Source organism: Kineococcus sp. AC630, assembly GCF_979255925.1.
This window is the reverse complement of sequence record NZ_CEEDMJ010000006.1, coordinates 205,698-228,640: the sequence shown is the minus strand read 5'-3', so window position 1 is coordinate 228,640 and position 22,943 is coordinate 205,698. Positions and strand designations below refer to the sequence as shown.

Below are 22,943 nucleotides of genomic sequence, written 5' to 3'. Positions count from 1 at the left end.
GGTGCTGCGCCTCCCCACCCTAGACACCCCGTACCGCCGAGCCCGTCCGCCATCCCGGTCACCACCCCGAACTGCCCTGGCTGGAGTGCCACAGCTTGCGCGGGGGCTCCTCCCGGTCCTCCTCGGGAGCCGCGGCCCGGCCGATGGACCGGGAGTTTCGGGTGTCCTCGCCCGCCGGTCTCAGATCTGCGTAGGGCGACTGGCGGAACCCGCTGGCGTGCACCAGCACGCGTCGGGTGCCCACCCCCCCGGCGGAACCGTGCTCCTCGGCGTGCGGGGCCGGGGTCATCACCGGACGGGAGGAACGACTGGCGGCGGCGCCGACGGTCGCAGCGCGGGAGTACTCGGGGTTCGGGGCGCTGGTGATGAGGTCGCGCACGACCTCGATCCCGCCGTCGGTCCAGGCGTCCCACAACGCGGGCAGTTCCCAGGCGCCCGTGGCGCGCAACGAGACCCCGCGCGGGCCGGTGCGGCGCAGCACCCCGCGCACCACGAGCAACCAGGAGTGGAAGACCGTCGCGGCGTAGGGACCCTGCGCGTCCTCGAAGAAGGTCGCGTCGAGGGGGCCGGTGGTGTCGTCGAGGGTGAGGAAGACGACACGCCGCCCGGAGCGGACCGGCGGGGTCTGGGTGGCGACCTTCACCCCGGCGACGAGCAGTTCGGCGGCGTTGCGCCGCGAACGCAGATCACGGGCCGGGGTGACCTGCAGCGCCCGCAGCAGCGGTGCGTAGAAGTCGACGACGTGCGCACTGACGTCGAGGCCGAGGACGTCGAGTTCCGCCCGGACCCGTTCGGCCCCGGTCATCTCGGGCAACCCGCTGAGCGCGACCTCCTCGGGGGCGTCCCCGAGGTCGAGGGCGAGCTGGACGGTGCGGGCGGAGTCGTCGACGGGCCGGGCGGCCCGGGACTGCGCGTCCGCAGCCGCCCGGACGTCGAGGGGGCCGCTGCGCGGGGCGGTCCTGCGGGCGCGGGTGGTGGTGGTGGTGCCGGTGGGCGAGCGGCTCCAGCGGTCGAGTTCGGCGACCTGCAGCAGCAGGTCCCGGCGGGTGGCGCGGCCCCGGCGGGGGACGGCGTCGCCGGCCCGGCCGACCGGACGCATGCCGTGCAGGGAGTCCAGCGCACCGGCCAGGACGAGTCGTTCGGCGATCGGCCGGGTGGGCCGGGCCCGGTGCCAGAGGTCGGCCAGCGACCGGTAGGGCCGGCCGGCGACGATGCGGGTGACCTCGGCCTCGGAGATGCCCTTGACGTCGGTCAACGAGAGCCGGATGCCGAAACCCGTGCCGTCGGCGATGCCCTCCCCCAGGCCGTCGGCGTTGCGCACCCCGCGGCCACCGAGCCAGGGGTCGAGGAGTTCCTGACCGTCGTGCCCGGCCCGGGGTTCGGGCACGTCCACGCGTTCGACGCGGTAGGTGTCGTCGGAGGCGTTGACGTCGAGGCCAAGCACCTCGATGCCGAGGTTGCGGGCGTCGTCGAGGATCAACCGCTTCGGGTACATGCCCGGGTCGTGCGTGAGGACCCCGGCCAGGAACGCGGCCGGGTGGTGCGCCTTCAGCCACGCCGACTGGTAGGTCGGCAACGCGAAGGCAGCGGCGTGGGCCTTGCAGAACCCGAACGAGGCGAACGCCGTGAGCACCTCCCAGATCCGGTCGACCGTCGCCTCGGGGTACCCGTGCTCGATCGCGCGACGCTTGAACTGGGGTTCCATCTCCTCCTGGCCGGCACGGGTGCCGAGGTGGCGGCGGTACTCGTCGGAGACCGCGAGGTCGTGGCCGGTGGTGGCCTGGATGAGTTCGATCACCTGCTCGTGGAACACGACCACCCCGTAGGTCTGCTCGAGCACGTGGCGGAGCCGGTCGTCGAGGTACTCCGGCTGCGCCCAGCCCTGCCGGGCGCGCAGGAACGGGTTGACCATGTCCGACTTCACCGGTCCGGGACGGAACAGCGAGATGTCGACGATGACGTCGTGGAAGGTGGCGGGGGCGAACTTGCCGACGAGTTCGCGCTGACCGGGCGACTCGATCTGGAAGCAGCCGAGGGTGCGGGTGGACTGGATCAGCTTGTAGGTGGCCGGGTCGTCCAGCGGCACCTGGTCGCGGTCGTCGAGGTCCACCGTCGTCTCCTCGACGCGTTCGACCTCCCGCACCGCGTAGGCCATCGCCGACTGCATCCGGATCCCGAGGACGTCGAGCTTGAGCAGGCCCATGTCCTCGACGTCGTCCTTGTCGAACTGGCTCATCGGGAAACCCTTCCAGCTGGCCTCCACCGGGGTCCGGTCCAACAGGGCGGGGTTGGACAGCACGACCCCGCAGGGGTGCAGGGCGATGTGGCGGGGCAGACCGTCGAGGCGTTCGACGAGGTCGAAGAAGACGTCGAGGCGTTCCTCCCCCAACCCGCTGCGCCGCAGCTCGGGCAGCTCGGCGATGGCGTTGCGGGCGTCGCGGGCGCGCAGGTGCGGGAACGCCGTGGCGATGGCGTCCACCTCCCCCGGGGGCAGACCCAGCGCCGCACCGACGTCGCGGACGGCGTGCCGCACCCGGTAGCTGTCCATCATCGACACGCAGGTGACGCGTTGACCGCCGAAGCGGTCCAGGATCGCCTCGTAGACGGCCTCGCGGCGGGCGGACTCGACGTCGAGGTCGATGTCGGGCAGCTGCCCACGGCGGGGGTTGAGGAACCGTTCCATGAGCAGGCCGTGCTCGAGGGGTTCGACGTCGGAGATCCCCAGCAGGTGGTTGACCAGGCTGCCTGCGCCCGACCCGCGGGCCGCGACCCGGACGTGCAGGGACCGGGTGAGGTCGCAGACGTCGGCGACGGTGAGGAAGTAGCTGGCGAAACCGACCTTCCCGATGATCTCGAGTTCCTCGTCGAGCCGGCGACGGACCCTGGCCTCGAGCTTGAGGTCGGCACCCGAGTAGCGCCGGGGGATGCCCTCCTCGGAGCGTCGACGCAGGACGGCGATCGCCTCGACGTCCGGCGCCAGCCCCAGGGCCTCCCGGTCGGGCAGGTGGTGGGCGCCGATGCCGAGGTCGGTGGCCGGGTCGAGGCGGAGACGTTCGGCCAGGGTCGTCGTGGCGTTCAGGAGTTCCGCGGCCCAGCCGGGGTCGCCGGCGGCACGGGCGACGTCGGCCGCCGTCCGGACCATGTCGGCCGTGGGCAGCAGGTGCCCCTGTCCCGTCGTCCGGTCCAGGTGCCGGGTGCCCAGCGGGACGAGCCGGCGGATCGCGTCGAGCAGGTCGGCGGTGGGTGCCCCGTCGGTTCCGGCGGAGCGGACGGCGGCGGTGAGGACGACGGGAATCCCGGCCTCGCGGGCCAGGCCCAGCATCCGGGCGGCGTGCTCGACGCTGCCCGCCGTTCCCGGCGGGGCGTGGTGGCAGACCACCTCGACGTGCAGCGAACCGACGGGCAGCAGGTCCCGCCACCGCTGCAGGACGGACCGGGCGAGGTCGTCGCGACGGGCGAGCACCGCCCGCCCGAGTTCGGACCCCGGGCCCAGCAGCACGACCAGGGCCGGACGACCCGAGGTGTCGACGGCGTTCGCCGCGACGAGTTCGAGGCTGCTGACCGGAGTTCCGCGCATCCCGCCGAGGTGGGTCTCGCTCACCAGCCGGCACAACCCCGCCCAGCCGCGAGCGGCGCCGGCGTCGTCGGCGCCGAGGGCGAGCACGGTGACCCGGGGCAGCCGGGGGTCGACGACCGCCCCACCGCGGGTGGGGTTGCGGGAGGTGGTGCGGCGCACGGCGACCGAGGGGTCGGCCCAGGCCGGCAGACCGTCGACCAGCCCGCTGGGGGCGGTGGCGAGGTCGACGCCGAGGACGGGGGTGATCCCCGCCTCGCTGCAGGCGCGCACGAACTTCACGGCGCCGTAGAGACCGTCGCGGTCGGTGAGGGCGAGGGTCGGCATGTCGAGTTCGGCGGCCCGGGTGACCAGAGCGGTCGGGGTCGAGGTGCCGTAGCGCAGCGAGTAGCCGGAGGCCACGTGCAGGTGCGTGAACGGGGAGTTCGAGGGTGCGGTGGTGCGCATGGGGACGTCCTTCGAGAACGCGCCCGTGGGGAAGGCCGAGCGGAGTGGTGCGAGGTGCTGGGTCGCGGGCGCGTCCGCCGGTGGTCGCCCGCGGCGGTCAGCCGGCCAGCGGGAGGGCGCTGAGCCCGAGCAGCGATTCCACGACGCGGTGGAACTGCTCGGCGTCGGTGAGGAGTTCCTCGGCGGCAGCCTCGTCGACGACGCCGGTCCGGCCGGCCTCGACCGCGGAACGCAACGGGGCGGTCGCGGCGAACCGTTCGGCCCACGCCTGCAGGGCGGGGTCGAAGGCGGGGAGCATCTCCCAGACGCTGCGGGGGCCGCTGCGCCGGGGACTGGTGGGACGTCCGTGCACGGCGACGAGGGCAGCGCCCGCACGCAGTGCGGCGAGGTGAGCGTGGACGTAGCGCTCGGCGGTGTCGTCGGAGCGCAGGGCGACGAGCAGCTCGTCCTCGCAGCGCTCGAGCAGGTCGAGAGCGGCGGTGGTCAGCGGGCGCGGGAGACCCTGGGGGACGTCGAGGGTGGCGGGCATCGCGTTCTCCTCCGTGATCGGTCGGTCTGGTGCGGTTCGGTGAGGGGTCGGGCGGCTGGTCAGTCGCTGACGCGCAGCAACTGCCAGCCGTCCGACCCGTCAGGAGAAGGAGTAGCAGCGCCCTCCGACACAGCCGCCGTTCCGGGCGGGACGCATCGGGCGAGGTCGTAGACACCGATCGCACCGGAGCGCCCGACGCTGGCCTCGACGCGGAAGACCTCGCGTTCGAGGTCGCCGATCTCGAGGACGGGACGGACCGCGGTCGCCGTACCGCCGCCCGTCGGGCCGTCGCCGTGGACGGCGGCGACGGCCGGGTGCTCCCACCAGGCGCTGCGTTCACGCCACCGGGACAGGACCGCGCGCACGACGTAGAGCCGTCCGTGCCAGACGAACTGGGCGGGTTCGTCGGGCGCCTCCCCCACCGCACCGGACCGGACGTGGACCTCGTCGAAGAACCGTCGCACCGCTGTCACCTTCCCCACTCGAGCCGGCGCTGCAGTGGATCACCCGCAGCGCGGCGAGCCGGGGGAAGCGGCCCGCGACGACACGCCCGGAGCGCGGCCCGCGGAGCTTCCCCTCCCCCCGGACCGCGCCACCGGGCGGTCACCACGTTCGAACACCGGTTCGAACGCAACTCGAAGCTACACCACCGCACTCAGGGGTCGTCAACGGTGAACCGGGTAATCCACAGGGCGGAGAGTCCCTCCCCAGGGACGGAGGGTGAGCGCTCGCGAGGAGTCACCCGAACGGCCGACAGGTTGTCCACAGACGCCGTCCGGCGGTGCCTCCGAGAGCCCCGGCCGTGCGACCGTGCCGCAGTGATCCAGCTCCACCGCGCCGCCGCACCCCTCGTCGCACTCGCCGTCACCGGTCTGCTCGTCGGGTGTTCGAACGAGACCGTCGCCGGACCCGTCGCGAGTTCCACGACCGCCGCGACGAGCGGCCCCGTCGCGACGCCGACGCCGACGGAGACTGCCCTCGCGGCACCGACCTCGGTCGCGACGGCGGAGTTCCCACTCCCGGAGCAGGACGACCTGAGCCGGACGTTCACGGTGGACGGGGCCGGGACGTTCGCGGCCTACTTCACGCGGGTCCTGAACTACTCGCGCGCGACGGGGGACCCCACCCTGCTGCGGTCGATCTCCGATCCCAACTGTGGTGGATGCAAGTACCACGCCGATGTGATCGAGGAGTATCGCAGCAAGGGTTACACATCAGAGGGATTCCTAATTCAGTTCACTGGCACCAATGTTGACTCTTGGGCTCCTGATACCGGAGAGATCGGCTTGACCGTGACGGTAACCAGTCCCGCCTACAACACCACCGACCGCAACGGGCAGATTATCGGCTCTGCCACTGAGATGACAGATGGCGAGTTCTGGATCGACCTCAACTGGGTGGAAAATCGTTGGATCGTCTGGGAAGTCCAGTGAGTCGAATGCGACTCCTCGCCATCGGGGTGGGAGTGCTCACACTGAGCGTTACCACCTCACATGCATTCGCAGGTACTCCTTCGGAGACCAACGGATCCGGTCAACGAGACGGGATTGAGATCGGCGCATCTCGCTCGAGCCGGGACCATCGAAAACCAAACTCAGGAACTACCGGTAAGTCTTCTCAACCTGTCCAGGTCTCCAAGACCCCCGCCTGCGGCCGCAACGGCCCAGAAGGCTCCTTCGGGTCCGACACCTGCCGGGCCTCCATCGCGAACTGCCCGCCCGGGCAGTTCCTCGTCACCACCTGGACCCGGACCGGTGACGACGTCCGCTGGATCAACCAGGGGAACTCCTGCACGACCGGGGCCACCACCGCGGCACCCGTCGTCCTGCCGACCGTCACCGAGGCCGACCTGCGCCGCGTTCCGCTGCCCGCGAGCCCGGTGAACCTCCAACCCGACGGCGGCGAGGCCCTGCTCAACGTCCCGCTGATCCTGCACACCACCACGGGGACGGTCACCCGGGACACCACCGTCCTGGGCTACCCGGTCACCATCCGCGCCACGCCGACGAGCTGGACGTGGACGTTCGGCGACGGTTCCACCTTGGGGCCCACCGCGGACCCCGGAAACCCCTACCCCCACCAGAGCCTCACCCACACGTACACCGCAGCGGGCGACCGGGAGATCACCCTCACCACCACCTACACCGGCGAGTACACGATCGCGGGGCTCCCCTACCGACCCATCGACGGCACCGCCTCGGTGACGTCCGCACCGACCCCGGTCCACGTCCTCACGGGATCCGCCGTCCTCACGCGCTGACCTGCACGAACGTCTCCCGGACGCTCGGCGCGACGGGGCGCGCGAACCGGCCTACCGTGGTGGTGCATGAGGTGGACGGTGCTGCAGGCGACTCCTGGGAACGGGGGGCCGACCACCGCCACGCCCCCCGCCGTGGAGGCCACCGCGACCGCTCTCGTCGACCTGGACGGCGCGGGTGAGGTCCTCGAAGTACCGGCGACCCTGCGGAACCCGGCCGAGCTCGCGGAACACCTCGGGGTCCCGCTCGCCGCCGTGGCGACCACCGCCGTGCTGAGGACCCGGGACGGCAGGCACCTGCTGGTCGTGGCCTCCGCGACGCACCCGATCTTCCTGCCCACCCTCGCCGGCGTGCTCAGCGAACCGGAACTCCGGTGGGACGACGACTCGGAAGTGCTGCGCCGCACCGGATCCGTCCTGGGATCGGCGTCGCCCATCGGACTCACCGCGGAACTACCGACCTTCGTGGACGTGGCCCTGGCCCCGTACCCGGCGATCTGGGTCCCGGCCGGACACCCGCACGCCGTGTTCCGCACCCGCTACGACGAGCTCCTCCGCCTCACCAGCGGGCACCCCGTCGAGATCGGATGACCGAACTCCTCGAGGGGTTCGCCGTCCACCACGCCGGGTCCACCGCCCCCGAGGCACCGGTCGTCGTCCTCGTCCACGGCCTCGGTGGTGCCGCGAGCACGTGGAACCCCCTCGTCCCCCACCTCGCCCCCGACCACCGCCTTCTGCTCGTCGAGCTCCCGGGGCACGGGGTCAGTCCGTCGATCGACAGCGCGCAGATGAGCCCCCGGGCGCTGGGTGCCCGGCTGCACCGGCTCACCGCCACCCTCGCGAACCGGCAGGGACGCACCGTCCACCTGGTCGGGCACTCCCTCGGCGGCTGGATCTGCCTGGAGGCCGCGGCGGAACCCGGGGCCCGCGACACCGTCGCCAGCGTCACCGCCTTCACTCCCCCGGGGCTCTGGACCACTCCCCGCCGACGGCCGCCGCTGCTGCCGACCGGTCAGCAGTTCCCCCGCCTCGCCGGCCGGTTCCCGAGCGAACTCGTCACGACCAGGATCGGGCGGACGCTGGCCCTGGGAGCGACCAGCACCGCACCCCGCCGCCTGCCGGCCGAGGTCGTGCGCGCGGCGGTGCGCTCCATCGCCGCCGCACCCGGGTACGCCGGCGCGGACGCCGGCATCGCGGGCGGAGCGTTCACCCGGGGCGGTGCGGTGCTGGTCCCGGTGACGGTCGTGACCGGTCTGCGGGACCGGGTGCTGCCACCGTCGTTCGTGGTGCGGGCCTGCGCGCCACCGCAGACGCACTGGCTGGAGTGGGAGGACTGCGGTCACGTCCCGGTGTGGGACCGCCCCGCGGACTGCGCCACCGTCGTCCGCGACCGACTGCGCAGCGCGTAGCCTCACCGGGTGCCCACCCCTGAGATCGTCACGCTCGACGTCTGGAAGGTTGCGGCGCAGACCGTTCCGCGGGCGCTGTGGCGGATGGCTGTGGACCGCCGGAAGGTGACGCGGCTACCGGGAGCGCAGTTCGCGAAGCTCCTGGGCACCGGTGACGGCACGACCTTCACGGTCCGTGACGCGGACCCGCTGCACTGGGCCGTCCTGGTCGCCTGGAACTCCCGGGCCGACGTCGACCGATACGAGGACTCGCGGCCGGTCCGCGCCTGGCGGAGTTTCGCCACCGAGCGGTTGCAGGTCCGCCTGGCTCCGCTGAGCAGCCGCGGGAGCTGGTCCGGGCGCGAACCCTTCGGCGGGTCCCGGTCGGCGCCGGACGACGGCGGGCCGGTGGCCTCGATCACCCGCGCCCGGTTGCGACCGACGAAGGCGCCCTCGTTCTGGCGGGCGGTCCCGCCCGTCGCCGCCGACCTGCACACCGTGCCCGGGTTGCGGTGCGCGATCGGGGTGGGTGAGGCGCCGCTGGGGTACCAGGGGACGTTCTCGTTGTGGGAGTCGACGAACGCGATGCGGGAGTTCGCCCACCGCCGCAGCGCCCACCGCGAGGTCATGGCCGCCACCCCGCGGGAAGGCTGGTACGCGGAGGAACTGTTCGCGCGGTTCCGGGTGCTGGAGGTCCGGGGGACGTTGGACGGAGCGGTGCCCTGAGGCCGGCCGGGGCTCGTGTCGGAGCCGACTCCTAGAGTGCTGGGGTGCCTCCCAAACTCGCGCCGCTCCTGACCGGGGTCCTCACCGGGGCGGCCGTGCTCACGCAGATCGCCCACCCGCTGCTGCGGGGCGAGACCCTGCGTCGCACGACGATCGGATCGGTCGCGGCCTTCTCCGCGGCGGCCCTCGGTGACGCGGCCCGCCGGGGCGGTGCGCGCGGGACGGTGACGACCCTGGCCGTCGCGGGCGGTCTCGGTCTGCTGGCCGAGGCGGTGGGTACCCGCACGGGGAAACCCTTCGGGCGCTACCGCTACGCCGGGACCCTCGGTCCGCAGGTCCTGGACGTGCCGGTGGTCGTCCCGCTGGCGTGGACGATGCAGGCCCAGCCGGCGGTCCGGCTCGGACGGCGCCTGGCCCGGGAGCTGCCCCGGGAGTGGTCGCGCGGACGACGTGACGTCGTGGTCGTCGTCACGGCCGCGTGGACGCTGGCCAGCTGGGACCTCTTCCTCGACCCGCAGATGACCGCCGCGGGCCACTGGGTCTTCGCCGACCCCCACCCGCACCTGCCGGGGGTACCGGGCATCCCCCTGGGCAACTACGCGGGCTGGTTGCTGACGGCCCTCGTGATCTGCGCGGCACTGCACCGGGCCCTGCCGGCGGAGGACGAGGACCCGCAGACCGTCCCCGCGACCCTGCTCGGCTGGACCTGGCTGGGCTCGACGCTGGGCAACGCGGTGTTCTTCCGGCGTCCCGTCGTCGCCGCCTACGGCGGGGTCGCGATGGGGCTCACCGTCCTCCCCTACCTCCGCGTCGTGCTCGGGGGTCGGCGGTGAACTGGTGGCGCACCCTCACCTGGGCCGGGACGGCGAGCGCCGTGGCGCTGACCGCCCACTCGCTGGTGAACGCCCACGCGTTGCGACTCCCTCCGCTCGATCCACCGCCGGTCCCGGGACGGATCAGCGTGCTGGTGCCGGTGCGTGACGAGGAGGACCGCGTCGAGGCCTGCCTGACCTCGCTGCTGGACCAGCTCAGCGTCCCCGACTACGAGGTGCTCGTCCTGGACGACGCCTCGACCGACCGCACGGCCGACATCGTCGCGGCGATCGCCGCCGCCGACCCACGGGTCCGGTTGCTGCGCAGCGACGGCCCGGAGCCGGGGTGGCTGGGGAAGACCCACGCCTGCCACCTGCTGGCCCAGGCCGCCGGGGGTGAGGTCCTGGTCTTCGTGGACGCGGACGTGGTGCTCGCTCCGCACGCCGTGGCGGCGGGGGTCGACCTGCTGCGCAGCACCGGCCTGGACCTGGTCAGTCCCTACCCCCGCCAGCTCGCCGACACGTGGAGCGAGCGGCTCGTGCAGCCGTTGTTGCAGTGGTCCTGGCTGACGACGTTGCCGCTGCGGCGGGCGGAGGTCTCGCCGCGGGCGAGCCTCGCCGCCGCGAACGGTCAGTTCCTCCTCGTCGACACCGCCGCCTACCGCGACGCGGGCGGGCACGCGGCGGTGCGGGCCGAGGTCCTCGACGACCTGGCGCTGCTGCGGTCGGTGAAGGCGCACGGTGGGCGCGGTGGGGTCGCCGACGGCACGGCGCTGGCGACGTGCCGGATGTACGGCGGCTGGGACGAACTGCGCGAGGGGTACGCGAAGTCGTTGTGGTCGGCGTTCGGGTCGGCCCCCGCGGCGGGTGCCGTGGGTGCGGCCCTGGCCCTGGCCTACCTCGTGCCGCCGGTCGCGGCCCTGACGGGGTCGAAGGCGGGGGCGCTCGGCTACCTCGCCGGCGTCGTGGGCCGCTACGCGGCGGCGGAGCGCACCGGTGGCCGTTCCGTCCCGGACGCGTTCGCGCACCCGGCCTCCATCGCCGTCTTCCTCGGGCTGCTGGCCGACTCCTGGCGCCGCCACGGCCGGGGCGAACTGACTTGGAAGGGGCGGACGCTCTGAGCACCGTCGTCGTCATCGGGGCGGGCCTCGGGGGGTTGTCGGTCGCGGCGCGACTGGCCGCCCTCGGGCACCGCGTGGAGCTCTTCGAGCAGGCCGAGGAGGTCGGCGGGAAGCTCGGCTGGTTCAGCCGGGACGGGTTCTCCTTCGACACCGGCCCGTCGCTGCTGACGCTGCCCGCGGTGCAGCGCGACCTGTTCCTCAAGACGGGTGACCCGATCGAGTCGGTGCTGGACGTCGTCCCGCTCGACCCGATCGCGCACTACCGCTTCGCCGACGGCACGGAGCTCGACCTGCCGGGGGGCGGGCTGCCGGTCGTCGCCCGGGCCCTGGACGAGGCCCTCGGGGCGGGGACGGGAGCGCAGTGGACGGCGTTCCACCGCCGCGCCGCGGCGATCTGGGACGTGGCCCGCGAACCGTTCCTCGAGTCCCCCCTGGAGGGTTCGCGGACGCTGGTCCGGTTGGCCCGCAGACGCTCCGACGTCACCACGGTGGCCCCGTGGGCGAGTCTGCGGGGGTTGGGACGGCACTACCTGAGCGACCCGCGGCTGCGGGTCCTGCTGGACCGCTACGCCACCTACTCCGGGTCCCACCCCGCGAAGGCGCCCGCCGCGCTGGCGACGGTGCCGTTCGTCGAGCAGGCCTTCGGCGCCTGGTACGTCCGCGGCGGGTTGCACGGGCTGGCGCGCGCCGTCGCGGACCGGGCGGGTGAGCTGGGGGTGCGGATCCACACCGGGACCCCGGTCGCCGCCGTGCTGAACGAGGGGGTCCGTGCGAGCGGGGTCCGCCTCGCCGACGGCACCGAGGTGCGCGCCGACGTCGTCGTCTCGGCGGTGGACGCCGCGCAGCTGTACCGCACGCTGCTGCCCCGACCGCGGCTGGCGCCCCGCCGCTCGCGCCGCTCGACGTCGGGGTTCGTGCTGCTGCTGGCCCTGGACGGGCGGACCCCGGGGCTGCGCCACCACACGGTCCTCTTCCCCGACGACTACGACGCGGAGTTCGCCGACCTCGCCGCCGGCCGGCCGGTGGCGGACCCGACGGTCTACGTCAGCGCCCCCGACGATCCGGCGCTGCGCCCGGACGAGAACTCCGAAGCCTGGTTCGTCCTGGTCAACGCCCCCGTGCACGACCCGGAGCGCGGCACCGACTGGAGCGCGCCCGACCTCGTGCGACGGCACACCCGCACGGTGCTGGAGACCATGGCGTCACGCGGTCTGGACGTCCGGGACAGGGTGCGCTGGAGCGAGGCCCGCACGCCCGCCGACCTCGAACGCCTCACCGGCAGCGACGGCGGGGCGATCTACGGGACGGCCAGCAACGGGGCCCGCTCGGCCTTCCTGCGCCCGGCGAACCGCTCACCCGTCCCGGGGTTGTTCCTCGTCGGGGGCAGTTCGCACCCGGGTGGGGGCCTGCCCCTGGTGGGTCTCTCGGCGCGGATCGTCACCGACCTCATCGGGCCGGCCTAGAGCCGGCGGCCGACCGCGGTCGCGACCTGCACCAGCCCGATGAAGCCGAGGACGGCCCACACCCCGGCGCCGAGCGTCGCCCAGTCCAGCCAGACGACGATGGCGGTGGCGGCGGCGCAGGAGGCGGCGATCGCGAGCCGGACGGGGCGTTCGGCGACGGAGACGATCCGCACGTCGTCGACGCCGAGGCCCTGACCCCGCGCGCGCAGGTACTCCTGCAGCTGGGCGAACCCGCCCGCGGTGAGGACCAACCAGGCCGGGGCGCCGCACCCCCAGAGCACGACGGCGCAGGCGGCGTCGCCGACCCGGTCGCAGGCCGCGTCGAGCAGCGCGCCGCGGCGGCTGGTCCGGCCCGTCATGACCGCGACGGCACCGTCGAGGTTGTCGAAGATCCCGGCGATCGCGAGGAGCGCCCCGGCCACCACCGCCGCCACCCCGCCGCGGCCGCCGAGGACGGCGACGGCCGCCGCGACGACCGCGAGGGCACCGCCGGACAGCGTGATCGCCGCCGGGGGGACGCCGGCTCCGGCGAGCGGGCGGGCGAGGGCGTGCGCCGCGCTGAGCCAGCCGCGGACGAGGGCGTTGGCGTGCGTTCCACCGTGCAGTGCGCGCCAGGTGCGCAGGTACGCCTCTCGATCCATCGCCACGGACCCAACGGTAGAGCCCAACCCGCCCGTGACCCGCCGGTGACCAGCGCGGACGCGCGTTCGCCTGCCGACAGGGGGGTGCTTAGAGTGCACCTGTGCCGCCCGCCTCCTCCGCCCACCCGACGGTGACCAGCGATCTGCGACGTGCCGTCTCGGAGGTCCTCGACGACTTCCTGCGGGACCAGGCCGCGGTCCTGAGCGAGGTCAGTGACGACTGCACGCCGATCCTCGACGCGATCTCGTCGTTGCTGTCCGGCGGGAAGCGGTTGCGTCCGGCGTTCTGCTACTGGGGTTTCCGCGGCGTCGGTGGCGACCTCCCCGACGAGGGCATCGTGACCGCCGCCGCGTCGCTGGAACTCTTCCAGGCGGCGGCGCTCATCCACGACGACGTGATGGACGACTCCGACACCCGCCGGGGCCAGCCCGCCGTGCACCGTCGTTTCGCGTCGCTGCACGCGGCGCAGGGCTGGGACGGCAGCGGCGAGCGGTTCGGGCTGGCCGGGGCGGTCCTCGCAGGCGACCTGTGCCTGGGGTGGAGCGACGAACTCTTCTCCCGGGCCCGCCTGGACCCCGACGCCCTGGACCGCGGCCGGCGCATCTTCAACGTGATGCGCACGCAGCTCATGGGCGGGCAGTACCTCGACATGCTCGAGCAGGCGTCCTCGGACCAGCGCGGTGCCGCCGGCGCCGTGGACCGGGCCCGGCGGGTCGTGACGTTCAAGAGCGCGAAGTACTCCATCGAGCACCCGCTGCTGCTGGGGGGCTCGCTGGCCGGGGCCTCGACCGACCTGCTGGCCGACTACTCGCGCTTCGGGCTGGCGCTGGGTGAGGCGTTCCAGCTGCGCGACGACGTCCTGGGCGTGTTCGGTGATCCCACCGAGACGGGCAAACCCGCTGGGGACGACCTCCGGGAGGGCAAGCGCACCGTGCTGGTCGGTCTGGCCGTGCAGGCCGCCGACCCCGCCCAGGCCGCGCAGATCAAGCGCTACCTGGGCTCCCCCGACCTGGACGCCTCGGGCGTCCAGACCTTGCGACAGGTTCTGGTGGACACCGGTGCCCTGACTGGAGTGGAGAAGATCATTTCCGAACAGGTAGACGTGGCCTGCGCGACGCTGGACGCCGCCGACGTGAGCGAACCGGCCCGCGCCGCGCTGCACGAGCTCGTCGTCGCCGCCACGAGCCGTCGCTCGTGAGCGCCCTCGACCGCACCCTCGACTGGTTGCCGGGTCGCACCCGGCACGTGAGCGGCCCCAGCGAGAACGTCGTCGTGGTCGGGGCCGGCCTCGCCGGGCTGTCCACGGCGATGCGCCTGGCCGGTGCCGGACGCAAGGTGACCGTCCTCGAACGGGAGGACGTGCCGGGTGGTCGTGCCGGACTGGTGGTGACGGACACGGCGGACGGGCAGTACCGCTTCGACACCGGTCCGACGGTCCTCACCATGCCGGACCTCATCGCCGACTGCTTCGACGCCCTCGGCGAGGACATGAACGACTGGCTGGACCTGCAGCCCGTCGACCCGCTCTACCGCGGGAACTTCGCCGACGGTTCGAGCCTCTACGTCTCCTCGGACGTGGAGCGGACCGCAGTGGAGATCGAGAAGCTCTGCGGCGCAGCGGAGGCCGACGGCTACCGGCGGTTCGTCCAGCACGTCGCGAACCTCTACCGCTACGAGATCCGCGACTTCATCGACTCCAACATCGACACCCCGCTGGACCTGCTCAAGCCGAACCTCGTGCGCCTGCTGGCGGCCGGGGGCTTCAAGAAGATGGCCCCCGAGGTCGGGAAGTTCCTCAAGGACCCGCGGACCCAGCGGATGTTCTCCTTCCAGGCCCTCTACGCGGGGCTGTCCCCCTACGACGCCCTCGCGCTCTACGCCGTCATCGCCTACATGGACTCCGTCGCGGGGGTCTTCTTCCCCAAGGGCGGCATGCACGCGCTGCCGACGGCGATGGCGGCCGCGGCGGAGAAGCACGGGGTGCAGTTCCACTACGGCACGACCGTCACGAGGGTGGAGCACCACGGCGGACGGGCCACGGCGGTCCTCACCGCGGACGGGCGGCGGTTCCCCGCCGACGTCGTCGTGCTCAACCCCGACCTCCCGGTCGCCCGGGAGCAGCTCCTCGGGGACCCGGTGCGGCGCAAGCTGACCTTCTCCCCCTCCTGCTACCTCCTGCTGGCCGGGTCCTCGAAGGACTACCCCGACCCCGTCCACCACTCGATCCACTTCGGGGACGCGTGGGAGCAGGTGTTCGCCGAACTCCTCGACGGGCGGCTGATGAGCGACCCCTCGGTCCTCGTCTCGCGCCCCACGGTCTCCGACCCGTCGCTGGCCCCGGCCGGCAAGCACGTCTACTACGTGCTCTTCCCGACGCCGTCGCTCTCGGCGGGCTCGAGCCGGATCGACTGGGACACCCACGCCCCGCGCTACCGCGAGCACGTGCTGGAGGTCATGGAGCAGCGTGGCTACGAGGGCTTCGGCGACTCCCTCGAGGTCGAGGACGTCGCCACCCCGGCGGACTGGGAACGCCGGGGCATGGCCGACGGCGCCCCGTTCGCGTCCTCGCACCTGTTCCGTCAGACCGGGCCGTTCCGGCCGGGGAACATGTGGGGCGAGAACGTCGTCTTCACCGGCTCCGGGACCCAGCCCGGGGTCGGGGTGCCGATGGTGCTCGTCTCGGGTCGGCTGGCGGCCGAGCGCGTGACGGGCCGGGACCGCTCGTACCGTTCGCGCGCCTGGCGCAGCGTGTGAAGCTGCCCCGCAGCAGCGCCGCGGCCCTGGACGCGGCCGCGGCGACCGACCCCGCGCTGCACGACCCGGAACTGCGCGCCGCGTTCGAGACCTGCCGGCGCCTGCACGCCGACCACGGGAAGACCTACTACCTGGCGACGTTGCTGCTGCCCGCGGCGAAGCGTCCCTACGTGTGGGCGCTGTACGGGTTCGCCCGCTACGCCGACGAGTTCGTCGACTCCTTCACCGACCCCGACCCGGACGCCCTCGTCGCGTGGTCCGACGACTTCCTGAAGTCGCTGGACGAGGACGGCCCGCACGACCCGGTCGGGCGGGCGATGGCGGTGACGATGCGCCGTTGGGACATCCCGCGGGAGCAGGTCGAGGCGTTCCTGGACTCGATGCGGATGGACATCACCGAGACCGGCTACCCCACCTACGCGGACCTCGACCGCTACGTCTACGGGTCCGCGGCGGTCATCGGTCTGCAGATGCTGCCGATCCTGGAGCCGCTCACCCCGGCCGCCGTCGCGCCGGCCCGCGCCCTGGGCGTGGCGTTCCAGCTGACGAACTTCATCCGCGACGTCGGCGAGGACCTCGACCGCGGTCGGGTCTACCTGCCCGGTGAGGACCTCGCTCGGTTCGGGCTGACCCGCGAGGACCTCTTCGCCGCGCGCAGAACGGGGACGACACCGCAGGCCGTCCGCGACCTGCTCGCCTTCGAGACCGAGCGGACCCGGGCGCTCTACGCGGAGGCGGAGCTCGGGCTGGACATGGTCCACCCGACCAGCCGGGACTGCCTGCGCACGGCGTACCTGCTCTACGGCGGGATCCTCGACGAGGTCGAGCGCGCCGGGTACGACGTCCTCGCACGCCGGGTGCGGGTCAGCGGACGCCGTCGCCTGGCCGTCGCCCTGCCCGGCCTGGTCCGGGCCCGGCGGGCGCGCCGCGAGGAGTCGCGCTGGCGGACCGCTGCCCGCTGAGGTCCCCGCCGACGACCTCGCTGGGACCAGCGAGGTCGTCGGTCGTGGTCCTCAGAAGCTGAGGGCCTGCGCGCGGCGGCGGATCTCGGTCTTGCGGTTCGCCTTCAGCGCATCGACGGGCGTGCCCGGCAGCGTGTCGTCCGGCGTGTAGAGCCACGCGATGGACTCGGTGTCGGTGAAGCCGGAGTCGGCGAGCACCGACAACGTGCCCTTCAGGTGGTTCAGCGGCCCCTCGGGGGTGACGAACCCGGCGGGTACGTGCGCGACGGCACGTTCCCCGCGACGGACGGCCACCAGTTCACGTTCCTGCAGCCAGCGCCGGACCTCGCGCTGGTCGACGCCGGCCACCTCGGCCACGTCGGGGACGGTCAGCCACTCGGGGACGAGGGCGTCCAGTTCGTCGGTACCCGTCTCACGGGCGATCTCTGCTCTCAGCGGTGCGACCACCCCACCAGTCTGCCGCCTCGCGACGCGCCCGCCCACCTCCCCCGACGAAGTCACGCTCTCCACCATCGTGGGGGTGGTGGTGTCGGGAGCGTCCGATAGGTTCACCCCCGCCCCACCAGCCCCACCCGGAACTCGTGCACCACCAACCCCTGACGACCTGCGAGGAACCCCCGCCATGGCCGACGACCACGACCCCAGCGACGCACCCGAGAAGAACTCCCGGCGCGGCCGGTGGCTGGCCGCCGCCCTCGTCGGGGCCGCCGCTCCCACCGCGCTCGTCCCCGCCACGGCCACCGCGGCCCACGCCGCGACGCCGGAGGAGACCGTCACCGTCCAGCTCGGCGACACCGTGGGGGCGATCGCGAACCGCTCCGGCACCACCGTCGACGCGATCGTGGAGGCCAACGGCCTCGACCGCGGCGCCACCATCGTCGAGGGCCAGCGCCTGCGGATCCCCGGGCCCGAGGCGACCGGCAGCGACGCCGGTGACGCGTCCGCCGGCGGCAGCTACACCGTCCGCCCCGGTGACACCCTCGGGGCGATCGCCGTGGCGCAGGGCACCACCGTCGGTGCTCTGCGTGATGCCAACGGGCTCAGCGCCGACGGGTTCATCCGCGCCGGGCAGGTCCTCACGCTGTCCGGCGGTACGGGTGCCGGCGCCGGGCCCACCACCCGCACGGGCAGCACGACGTACACCGTCCGCGCCGGGGACACCCTGTCCCACATCGCGCAGACGACCGGAGTGAGCGTCGACGACCTCGTCGCGCTCAACGGCCTCGACGACACCGGCTTCATCCTCGAGGGTCAGGCGCTGCAGCTCGGCGCCCGCCCCACGACGGCGACGCAGGCCCCGGCTCCGCAGCCGACCCAGGCGGCCACCGTCAGCGAAGCCGTCGAGACCAACCGCGCGAACCTGCAGGCCTCCGCCCAGCCGAGTCGCGACGAGATGCGCGAGATCATCCGCTCCACCGCGGTGAAGCTCGGGGTGGACCCGTCGCTGGCGCTGGCCATCGGCTACCAGGAGTCCGGCTTCAACATGAAGGTCGTCTCCGGCGCCAACGCCATCGGCGCGATGCAGGTCATCCCGAGCTCCGGCGAGTGGGCCTCGGACCTGCTGGGACGGCCCATCGACCTCTTCGACGCGCGCGACAACGCGCGGGCCGGGGTGGCGATCCTGCGCACGCTCGTCGCCAACAACCCGCCGGACGTCGCGATCGCGTCCTACTACCAGGGTCAGGCGTCGGTGCGCTCGCGCGGGATGTACGACGACACGCGGCGCTACGTGGCCAACGTGCAGACACTGCAGGCGCGCTTCAGCTGACCTGACGCTCGGTCCACCTAGACTCGCTGATCGTGGACGCAACCCTCTCCGACCCCCTCGTCGGGCGACGCCTCGACGGGCGCTACCGCGTCCTGGGACGGATCGGGCGGGGTGGGATGGGTGTCGTCTACCGCGCCGAGGACGAGCGGCTCGACCGCGCCGTCGCCGTGAAGGTCCTCCGGGCCGACCTCGCCCACGACCCGGCGGCCCGCGCCCGGTTCGTCACCGAGGCGAAGTCGGCGGCGCGGATCGGGCACCCCGGGGTCGTCGCGGTGCTCGACCAGGGCGTCGACCACGAGGGTGGCGTCGAGACGGCGTACCTGGTGATGGAGCTCGTCGACGGCCGGACCCTGCGCGACGTGGTGCTCGACGCGGGGGCCCTCACCCCTGGTGAGGCGCTGAAGGTCACCGCCAGCGTGCTCGAGGCGCTGGCCGAGGCCCACCGCAAGGGCGTCCTGCACCGCGACGTGAAGACCGCCAACGTCCTCGTCGCCGACGACGGCCGGGTCAAGGTCGCGGACTTCGGTCTCGCCCGCGTCGCCAGTCCCGGGGGGCAGAGCACCACCGTCGGCATGGGCGACCTGATGGGCACCGCGGAGTACCTGGCCCCCGAGCAGCTGGAGTCGCGGACCACCGACGCCCGCAGCGACGTCTACGGCGTCGGCGTCATGCTCTACGAGATGCTCACGGGCGCTCCGCCGTTCACGGGTGAGAGCCCGTTCACGATCGCCTACAAGCACGTGCACGAGCAGGTCCCGCCGCCCTCGACCCGTGCGCCCGGACTGTCCCCCTCGCTGGACGCCCTCGTCCTCGACGCCCTGGCCAAGGACCCCGACGAACGTCCCGACGACGCCGGGGAGATGCTCGAGCAGCTGCGCGCGGTGCAGTCCTCGCTGACCCCGGAGCAGCTCGCCGCCCGCCCGCCACGCCCCGCCGGTGCGGCCGCGCCGGGCAGCACGACCCGCATCGGCGAGGTCGCCGCCGTCGCCGCCACCCCGACGAAGCGCCCCGCGCCGGCCGAGGGCCACCGTTCCCGCCGCGGCCTGCTGGTCGGACTGGTCCTGCTCGTGCTCGCCGTCGCCGCCGGACTGGCCTGGTACTTCACCGCCGGCCCCGGCGCGTACACCACGACCCCGTCGGTCGCGGGGAAGTCACCGCAGGAGGCCACCAGCACCCTGCAGGCCGCGGGTCTCGCGGTCGAGCAGCAGCCGGGGTTCAGCGACACCGTCGCGCAGGGCCTCGTGGTCTCCAGCGACCCCGGGGAGGGCGGTCGCGTCCGCAAGGACGGCACCGTGACGATCGTCGTCTCCCAGGGCGTCCAGCAGTTCGCCGTCCCCGAGGTCGTCGGCAAGACCAGGGGCGAGGCGGAGCAGCTCCTGACCGGTACCGGCCTCACGGTCGGGAACGTCAGCGAGCAGTTCGACGAGAAGGTCCCCGACGGCTCGATCGTGGCCGCCACCCCGGCCGTGGGGCAGGTCGTCCCCCACGACTCCAGGGTCGACCTCGTCGTCTCGAAGGGTCGCGAGCCGATCGGCGTGCCCGGGGTCGTGAACCAGACGCAGGACGCCGCCAAGAAGGCCATCACCGACAGGGGGCTGTCGGTGGGCAAGGTCACCCAGCAGGTCAGCGAGAGCGTCGCGGCCGGTGAGGTCATCTCCCAGACACCCCCCGACGGGACGCTGTTCCGCGGTGACGCCGTCGACCTCGTCGTCTCCTCGGGTCCGCCGCTGGTGGCCGTCCCGGCCGTGCAGGGCACGCAGGTCGACGCGGCCCGCGCCAAGCTCCAGGGACTCGGGTTCCAGGTCCAGGTCACCAACGTCCTCGGCGGGGTGTTCGGCACCGTCCGCTCCAGCGACCCCGAGGCCGGCACGTCGATCCCCAAGGGGTCGACGATCACCCTCACCGTCGTCTGAAGACGCACGAAGGGCCCGCCACCCGGAGGTGGCGGGCCCTTCGTCGTGAGCCGGTCAGCGCTTGGAGAGCATCTCCGCCGCGAGGAAGGCGAGCTCCAGCGACTGCTGGTGGTTCAGCCGCGGGTCGCACAGCGACTCGTAGCGGGTCGCCAGCGCCGCGTCGTCGATCTCCATGGCCCCACCGAGGCACTCGGTGACGTCGTCACCGGTGAGTTCGACGTGCAGGCCGCCGGGCACGGTGCCCAGGGCCTGGTGGACCTCGAAGAACCCGCGGACCTCGTCCACGACGTCGTCGAAGCGACGGGTCTTGTACCCGCTGGTGGAGGTGATCGTGTTGCCGTGCATCGGGTCGCAGACCCAGGTGACCTGGGCGCCGGACTTCGTGACCCCCTCGACGAGCGCGGGCAGGGCCTCGCGGATCGTCGAGGCGCCCATGCGCGTGATGAACGTCAACCGGCCCGGTTCGCGGTAGGGGTCGACCTTGTCGATGAGCGCGAGCGCGTCGTCGACGGAGGTCTTCGGCCCCAGCTTGATCCCGATGGGGTTGCGGATCTTCGCGGCGAAGTCCACGTGCGCACCGTCGAGCTGACGGGTGCGCTCCCCGATCCAGACCATGTGCGCGGCGACGTCGTAGGGACCGCCCTGGCGCACGTCCTCGGCGGCGGGACCGCTGAGCGGCGGTTCCTCGTCGAGGGTCCGGGTCAGCGGACGTTCGTAGTCGAGCAGCAGCGCCTCGTGGCTGGACCAGAACTGCACGGTCTGCAGGGCGTCGAAGTCGGCGCCGCAGGCCGCCATGAACTTCATGGCCTTGTCGATGTCGTGCGCGAGGGAGTCGTACTTGGCGTTGGCCGCGGTGGCCGCGAAGCCGCGGTTCCACTCGTGGACCTTGCGCAGGTCCGCGTACCCACCGGTCGTGAACGCCCGGATGAGGTTCAGCGTCGCGGAGGACGTGTGGTAGGCGCGGAGCAGCCGCTGCGGGTCGGGGATCCGCGACTCGGGGGTGAACGCGTAGTCGTTGACGGCGTCGCCGCGGTAGGCGGGCAGCGTGACGCCGTCGCGGGTCTCGTCGTTGCTGGAACGCGGCTTGGAGAACTGCCCCGCCATGCGACCGACCTTGATGATCGGCAGGCTGGCCCCGTAGGTGAGGACGGCCGACATCTGCAGCATCGTCTTCAGCCGGCGGCGGATGCCGTCGGCCGTGGCGCCCGCGAACGTCTCGGCGCAGTCCCCGCCCTGCAGCAGGAACGCCTCGCCCCGGGCGGCCTTGGCCAGCTGCCCGCGCAGCTGGTCGGACTCCCCCGCGAAGACCAGGGGCGGATACGACGCGAGCTCCGCGTGCACCTCGGCCAGCGCGGCGGCGTCCGGCCACTGCGGCTGCTGGGCGGCGGGCAGGTCGGGCCACGTGATGCTGGACAGACCCGCGGAGTTCGTCGTCGTGGGAGTGCTCACGCGGGCAAGTGTCGCACCCCCCGCGGGGTAGGGTCGCCACACTCGTGACCGAGCGTCACCAACGGACGCCGGCCGTCTCGGCCCGTCGCGCGTCGGGCACCGTGCGCAACACCCCGGTGGCCTCGGCCAGCGGCACCTGGTGGACCTCGACCCCGTGCAGGGACGCCATCGTGCCCAGGTTCCCGCTCGCGAGCGCCTCGATCGCCGACAGCCCGAACCGCGTCGCGAGGATGCGGTCGGCCGCCGACGGGGTCCCGCCCCGCAGCAGGTGGCCCAGGACGGTGACCCGCGTCGACAACCCCGGGATGCGGGCGAGGAGCTCGTGCTCCAGGGCGTCCCCGGCCCCGCCGAGCTGGGCGTGTCCGAAGGCGTCCCGCGGGGCGTTCTTCGCGGCTTCCTCGCCGTGGACCTTCGCGCCCTCGCTGACGACGATGAGCGGTGCCTGACCGCGGGCCAGGACGGAGCGCGTGACGTCGGCGACGGCGTCGAGGTCGGGGTCCTCCTCGGGCAGGATCGTGACGTGCGCGCCGGCCGCCATCCCGGTGTGCAGCGCGATCCAGCCGGCGTGGCGGCCCATCACCTCCACGATCATCGCCCGGTGGTGGCTCGCGCCGGTGGTGGCGAGGCGATCGCAGGCGTCGACGGCGGTCTGCACCGCGGTGTCGAAACCGAACGTCGCGTCGGTGGCCGACAGGTCGTCGTCGATGGTCTTGGGGGCGCCCACGACCGGGATGCCCGCGGCGTGCAGGGCCGTCGCGACGCCGAGGGTGTCCTCGCCGCCGATGGCCAGCAACGCGTCCACCTCGAGTTCCGTCAACTGCTTGCGGACCCGGGCGACGCCGTCGTCGACGCCGTCGGCCAGCGGATTCGTCCGCGAGGAGCCGAGGATCGTGCCGCCGAGGGTCAGCAGCGGTCTGACGGTGTCCTCGTCGAGGGGGACGGTGTCCCCCTCGAGGACCCCGCGCCAGCCGTCGAGGAACCCGACGAACTCCATCCCGTGCCGTTGGGTCCCGGCCAGCACCGCCGCCCGGATGACCGCGTTCAGTCCCGGGCAGTCGCCGCCCCCGGTGAGGATCCCGACCCGCATCGTGCGTTCTCCAGTCCCCGGCGCCTTCGCCGACGTGCCTGTCGTCCGTCC

At 73.3% G+C, this 22,943-nt stretch carries 21 protein-coding genes; 13 read left to right on the top strand and 8 right to left on the bottom strand.

The genetic code is table 11. The annotated features are described in order from the left end of the window. Window positions 1-58: 58 nt before the first annotated feature. The 3 genes from AC0I8G_RS08950 to AC0I8G_RS08940 all read right to left on the bottom strand — a co-directional run bounded on the left by AC0I8G_RS08950 (window position 59) and on the right by AC0I8G_RS08940 (window position 5,014). Window positions 59-4,021 (bottom strand): DNA polymerase III subunit alpha, encoded by a 3,963-nt coding sequence (locus AC0I8G_RS08950; protein ID WP_471729588.1) that lies wholly within the window; start codon window positions 4,019-4,021, stop codon window positions 59-61. A 97-nt stretch (window positions 4,022-4,118) separates the two neighbouring features. After that, entirely contained in the window at window positions 4,119-4,550 is a 432-nt protein-coding gene (locus AC0I8G_RS08945; RefSeq protein ID WP_380260055.1) for an SAV_6107 family HEPN domain-containing protein, read from the bottom strand. Window positions 4,551-4,609: 59 nt separating this feature from the next. Continuing rightward, complete coding sequence (locus tag AC0I8G_RS08940) at window positions 4,610-5,014, bottom strand: DUF6504 family protein (RefSeq protein ID WP_471729587.1); 405 nt, start codon at window positions 5,012-5,014, stop codon at window positions 4,610-4,612. 354 nt (window positions 5,015-5,368) lie between these two features. Here AC0I8G_RS08940 and AC0I8G_RS08935 point away from each other — a divergent pair, with 354 nt between their 5' ends. Continuing rightward, the gene (locus tag AC0I8G_RS08935; RefSeq protein ID WP_471729586.1) at window positions 5,369-5,983 is read left to right on the top strand and encodes a DUF6318 family protein; all 615 of its coding nucleotides are present in this window, start codon (window positions 5,369-5,371) and stop codon (window positions 5,981-5,983) included. Between the two features lie 184 nt (window positions 5,984-6,167). Here AC0I8G_RS08935 and AC0I8G_RS08930 read toward each other — a convergent pair whose 3' ends face one another. After that, complete coding sequence (locus AC0I8G_RS08930) at window positions 6,168-6,389, bottom strand: hypothetical protein (protein WP_471729585.1); 222 nt, start codon at window positions 6,387-6,389, stop codon at window positions 6,168-6,170. Between the two features lie 40 nt (window positions 6,390-6,429). On the opposite strand from AC0I8G_RS08930, the gene AC0I8G_RS08925 reads away from it, so the two are divergent. The 7 genes from AC0I8G_RS08925 (at window position 6,430) to AC0I8G_RS08895 (ending at window position 12,317) form a co-directional block, all read left to right on the top strand. After that, entirely contained in the window at window positions 6,430-6,810 is a 381-nt protein-coding gene (locus AC0I8G_RS08925; RefSeq protein WP_471729584.1) for a PKD domain-containing protein, read from the top strand. A 66-nt stretch (window positions 6,811-6,876) separates the two neighbouring features. Then, entirely contained in the window at window positions 6,877-7,398 is a 522-nt protein-coding gene (locus AC0I8G_RS08920) for an aminoacyl-tRNA deacylase (RefSeq protein ID WP_471729583.1), read from the top strand. Then, the gene (locus AC0I8G_RS08915; protein ID WP_471729582.1) at window positions 7,395-8,216 is read left to right on the top strand and encodes an alpha/beta fold hydrolase; all 822 of its coding nucleotides are present in this window, start codon (window positions 7,395-7,397) and stop codon (window positions 8,214-8,216) included. Before AC0I8G_RS08920 ends, AC0I8G_RS08915 begins: the two co-directional genes overlap by 4 nt. A 9-nt stretch (window positions 8,217-8,225) precedes the next feature. Continuing rightward, a complete protein-coding gene (locus AC0I8G_RS08910; protein ID WP_471729581.1) occupies window positions 8,226-8,921 on the top strand; it encodes a monooxygenase in 696 nt (231 codons plus the stop codon). 44 nt (window positions 8,922-8,965) lie between these two features. Then, window positions 8,966-9,754: a carotenoid biosynthesis protein gene (locus tag AC0I8G_RS08905; RefSeq protein WP_471729580.1), complete on the top strand. Its 789-nt coding sequence runs from the start codon at window positions 8,966-8,968 to the stop codon at window positions 9,752-9,754. Continuing rightward, a complete protein-coding gene (locus AC0I8G_RS08900) occupies window positions 9,751-10,854 on the top strand; it encodes a glycosyltransferase (protein ID WP_471729579.1) in 1,104 nt (367 codons plus the stop codon). The genes AC0I8G_RS08905 and AC0I8G_RS08900 overlap by 4 nt, the downstream gene beginning before the upstream one ends. Then, window positions 10,851-12,317 carry a phytoene desaturase family protein gene (locus AC0I8G_RS08895; RefSeq protein ID WP_471729602.1) on the top strand — a complete coding sequence of 489 codons (1,467 nt, stop codon included), beginning with the start codon at window positions 10,851-10,853 and terminating at the stop codon, window positions 12,315-12,317. Before AC0I8G_RS08900 ends, AC0I8G_RS08895 begins: the two co-directional genes overlap by 4 nt. Here AC0I8G_RS08895 and AC0I8G_RS08890 read toward each other — a convergent pair. Further along, the gene (locus AC0I8G_RS08890) at window positions 12,314-12,958 is read right to left on the bottom strand and encodes a CDP-alcohol phosphatidyltransferase family protein (protein WP_471729601.1); all 645 of its coding nucleotides are present in this window, start codon (window positions 12,956-12,958) and stop codon (window positions 12,314-12,316) included. The two genes, AC0I8G_RS08895 and AC0I8G_RS08890, sit on opposite strands and share 4 nt — an antisense overlap. Window positions 12,959-13,059: 101 nt before the next feature. Here AC0I8G_RS08890 and AC0I8G_RS08885 point away from each other — a divergent pair, with 101 nt between their 5' ends. The 3 genes from AC0I8G_RS08885 to AC0I8G_RS08875 are packed head-to-tail and all read left to right on the top strand — an operon-like array spanning window position 13,060 to window position 16,675. Next, entirely contained in the window at window positions 13,060-14,157 is a 1,098-nt protein-coding gene (locus tag AC0I8G_RS08885) for a polyprenyl synthetase family protein (protein ID WP_471729578.1), read from the top strand. Then, window positions 14,154-15,713, top strand: a complete 1,560-nt coding sequence (crtI, locus tag AC0I8G_RS08880; protein WP_471729577.1) for a phytoene desaturase family protein — start codon at window positions 14,154-14,156, stop codon at window positions 15,711-15,713. The genes AC0I8G_RS08885 and crtI overlap by 4 nt, the downstream gene beginning before the upstream one ends. Then, the gene (locus AC0I8G_RS08875; RefSeq protein ID WP_471729576.1) at window positions 15,710-16,675 is read left to right on the top strand and encodes a phytoene/squalene synthase family protein; all 966 of its coding nucleotides are present in this window, start codon (window positions 15,710-15,712) and stop codon (window positions 16,673-16,675) included. The genes crtI and AC0I8G_RS08875 overlap by 4 nt, the downstream gene beginning before the upstream one ends. 51 nt (window positions 16,676-16,726) lie before the next feature. Here the strand turns inward: AC0I8G_RS08875 and AC0I8G_RS08870 are convergent, their stop codons facing one another. Beyond that, the gene (locus AC0I8G_RS08870; protein ID WP_471729575.1) at window positions 16,727-17,122 is read right to left on the bottom strand and encodes an Rv2175c family DNA-binding protein; all 396 of its coding nucleotides are present in this window, start codon (window positions 17,120-17,122) and stop codon (window positions 16,727-16,729) included. Window positions 17,123-17,297: 175 nt separating this feature from the next. On the opposite strand from AC0I8G_RS08870, the gene AC0I8G_RS08865 reads away from it, so the two are divergent. Both AC0I8G_RS08865 and pknB read left to right on the top strand, forming a co-directional pair. Beyond that, complete coding sequence (locus AC0I8G_RS08865; protein ID WP_471729574.1) at window positions 17,298-18,443, top strand: LysM peptidoglycan-binding domain-containing protein; 1,146 nt, start codon at window positions 17,298-17,300, stop codon at window positions 18,441-18,443. A 32-nt stretch (window positions 18,444-18,475) separates the two neighbouring features. Further along, window positions 18,476-20,356, top strand: coding sequence for a Stk1 family PASTA domain-containing Ser/Thr kinase (gene pknB, locus AC0I8G_RS08860; protein WP_471729573.1), 1,881 nt, complete (start codon window positions 18,476-18,478; stop codon window positions 20,354-20,356). 54 nt (window positions 20,357-20,410) lie between these two features. Here pknB and AC0I8G_RS08855 read toward each other — a convergent pair whose 3' ends face one another. Both AC0I8G_RS08855 and AC0I8G_RS08850 read right to left on the bottom strand, forming a co-directional pair. Further along, the gene (locus AC0I8G_RS08855) at window positions 20,411-21,805 is read right to left on the bottom strand and encodes a class II 3-deoxy-7-phosphoheptulonate synthase (RefSeq protein WP_471729572.1); all 1,395 of its coding nucleotides are present in this window, start codon (window positions 21,803-21,805) and stop codon (window positions 20,411-20,413) included. Between the two features lie 55 nt (window positions 21,806-21,860). Beyond that, window positions 21,861-22,892, bottom strand: coding sequence for a 6-phosphofructokinase (locus tag AC0I8G_RS08850; RefSeq protein ID WP_471729571.1), 1,032 nt, complete (start codon window positions 22,890-22,892; stop codon window positions 21,861-21,863). Between the last annotated feature and the right edge of the window lie 51 nt (window positions 22,893-22,943).

Coding starts and splice junctions, on each gene's coding strand:
- AC0I8G_RS08865 (WP_471729574.1), top strand. CDS start 17,298: ATGGCCGACGACCACGACCCCAGCGACGCACCCGAGAAGAACTCCCGG.
- AC0I8G_RS08920 (WP_471729583.1), top strand. CDS start 6,877: ATGAGGTGGACGGTGCTGCAGGCGACTCCTGGGAACGGGGGGCCGACC.
- AC0I8G_RS08890 (WP_471729601.1), bottom strand. CDS start 12,958: ATGGATCGAGAGGCGTACCTGCGCACCTGGCGCGCACTGCACGGTGGA.
- AC0I8G_RS08850 (WP_471729571.1), bottom strand. CDS start 22,892: ATGCGGGTCGGGATCCTCACCGGGGGCGGCGACTGCCCGGGACTGAAC.
- AC0I8G_RS08950 (WP_471729588.1), bottom strand. CDS start 4,021: ATGCGCACCACCGCACCCTCGAACTCCCCGTTCACGCACCTGCACGTG.
- AC0I8G_RS08915 (WP_471729582.1), top strand. CDS start 7,395: ATGACCGAACTCCTCGAGGGGTTCGCCGTCCACCACGCCGGGTCCACC.
- AC0I8G_RS08945 (WP_380260055.1), bottom strand. CDS start 4,550: ATGCCCGCCACCCTCGACGTCCCCCAGGGTCTCCCGCGCCCGCTGACC.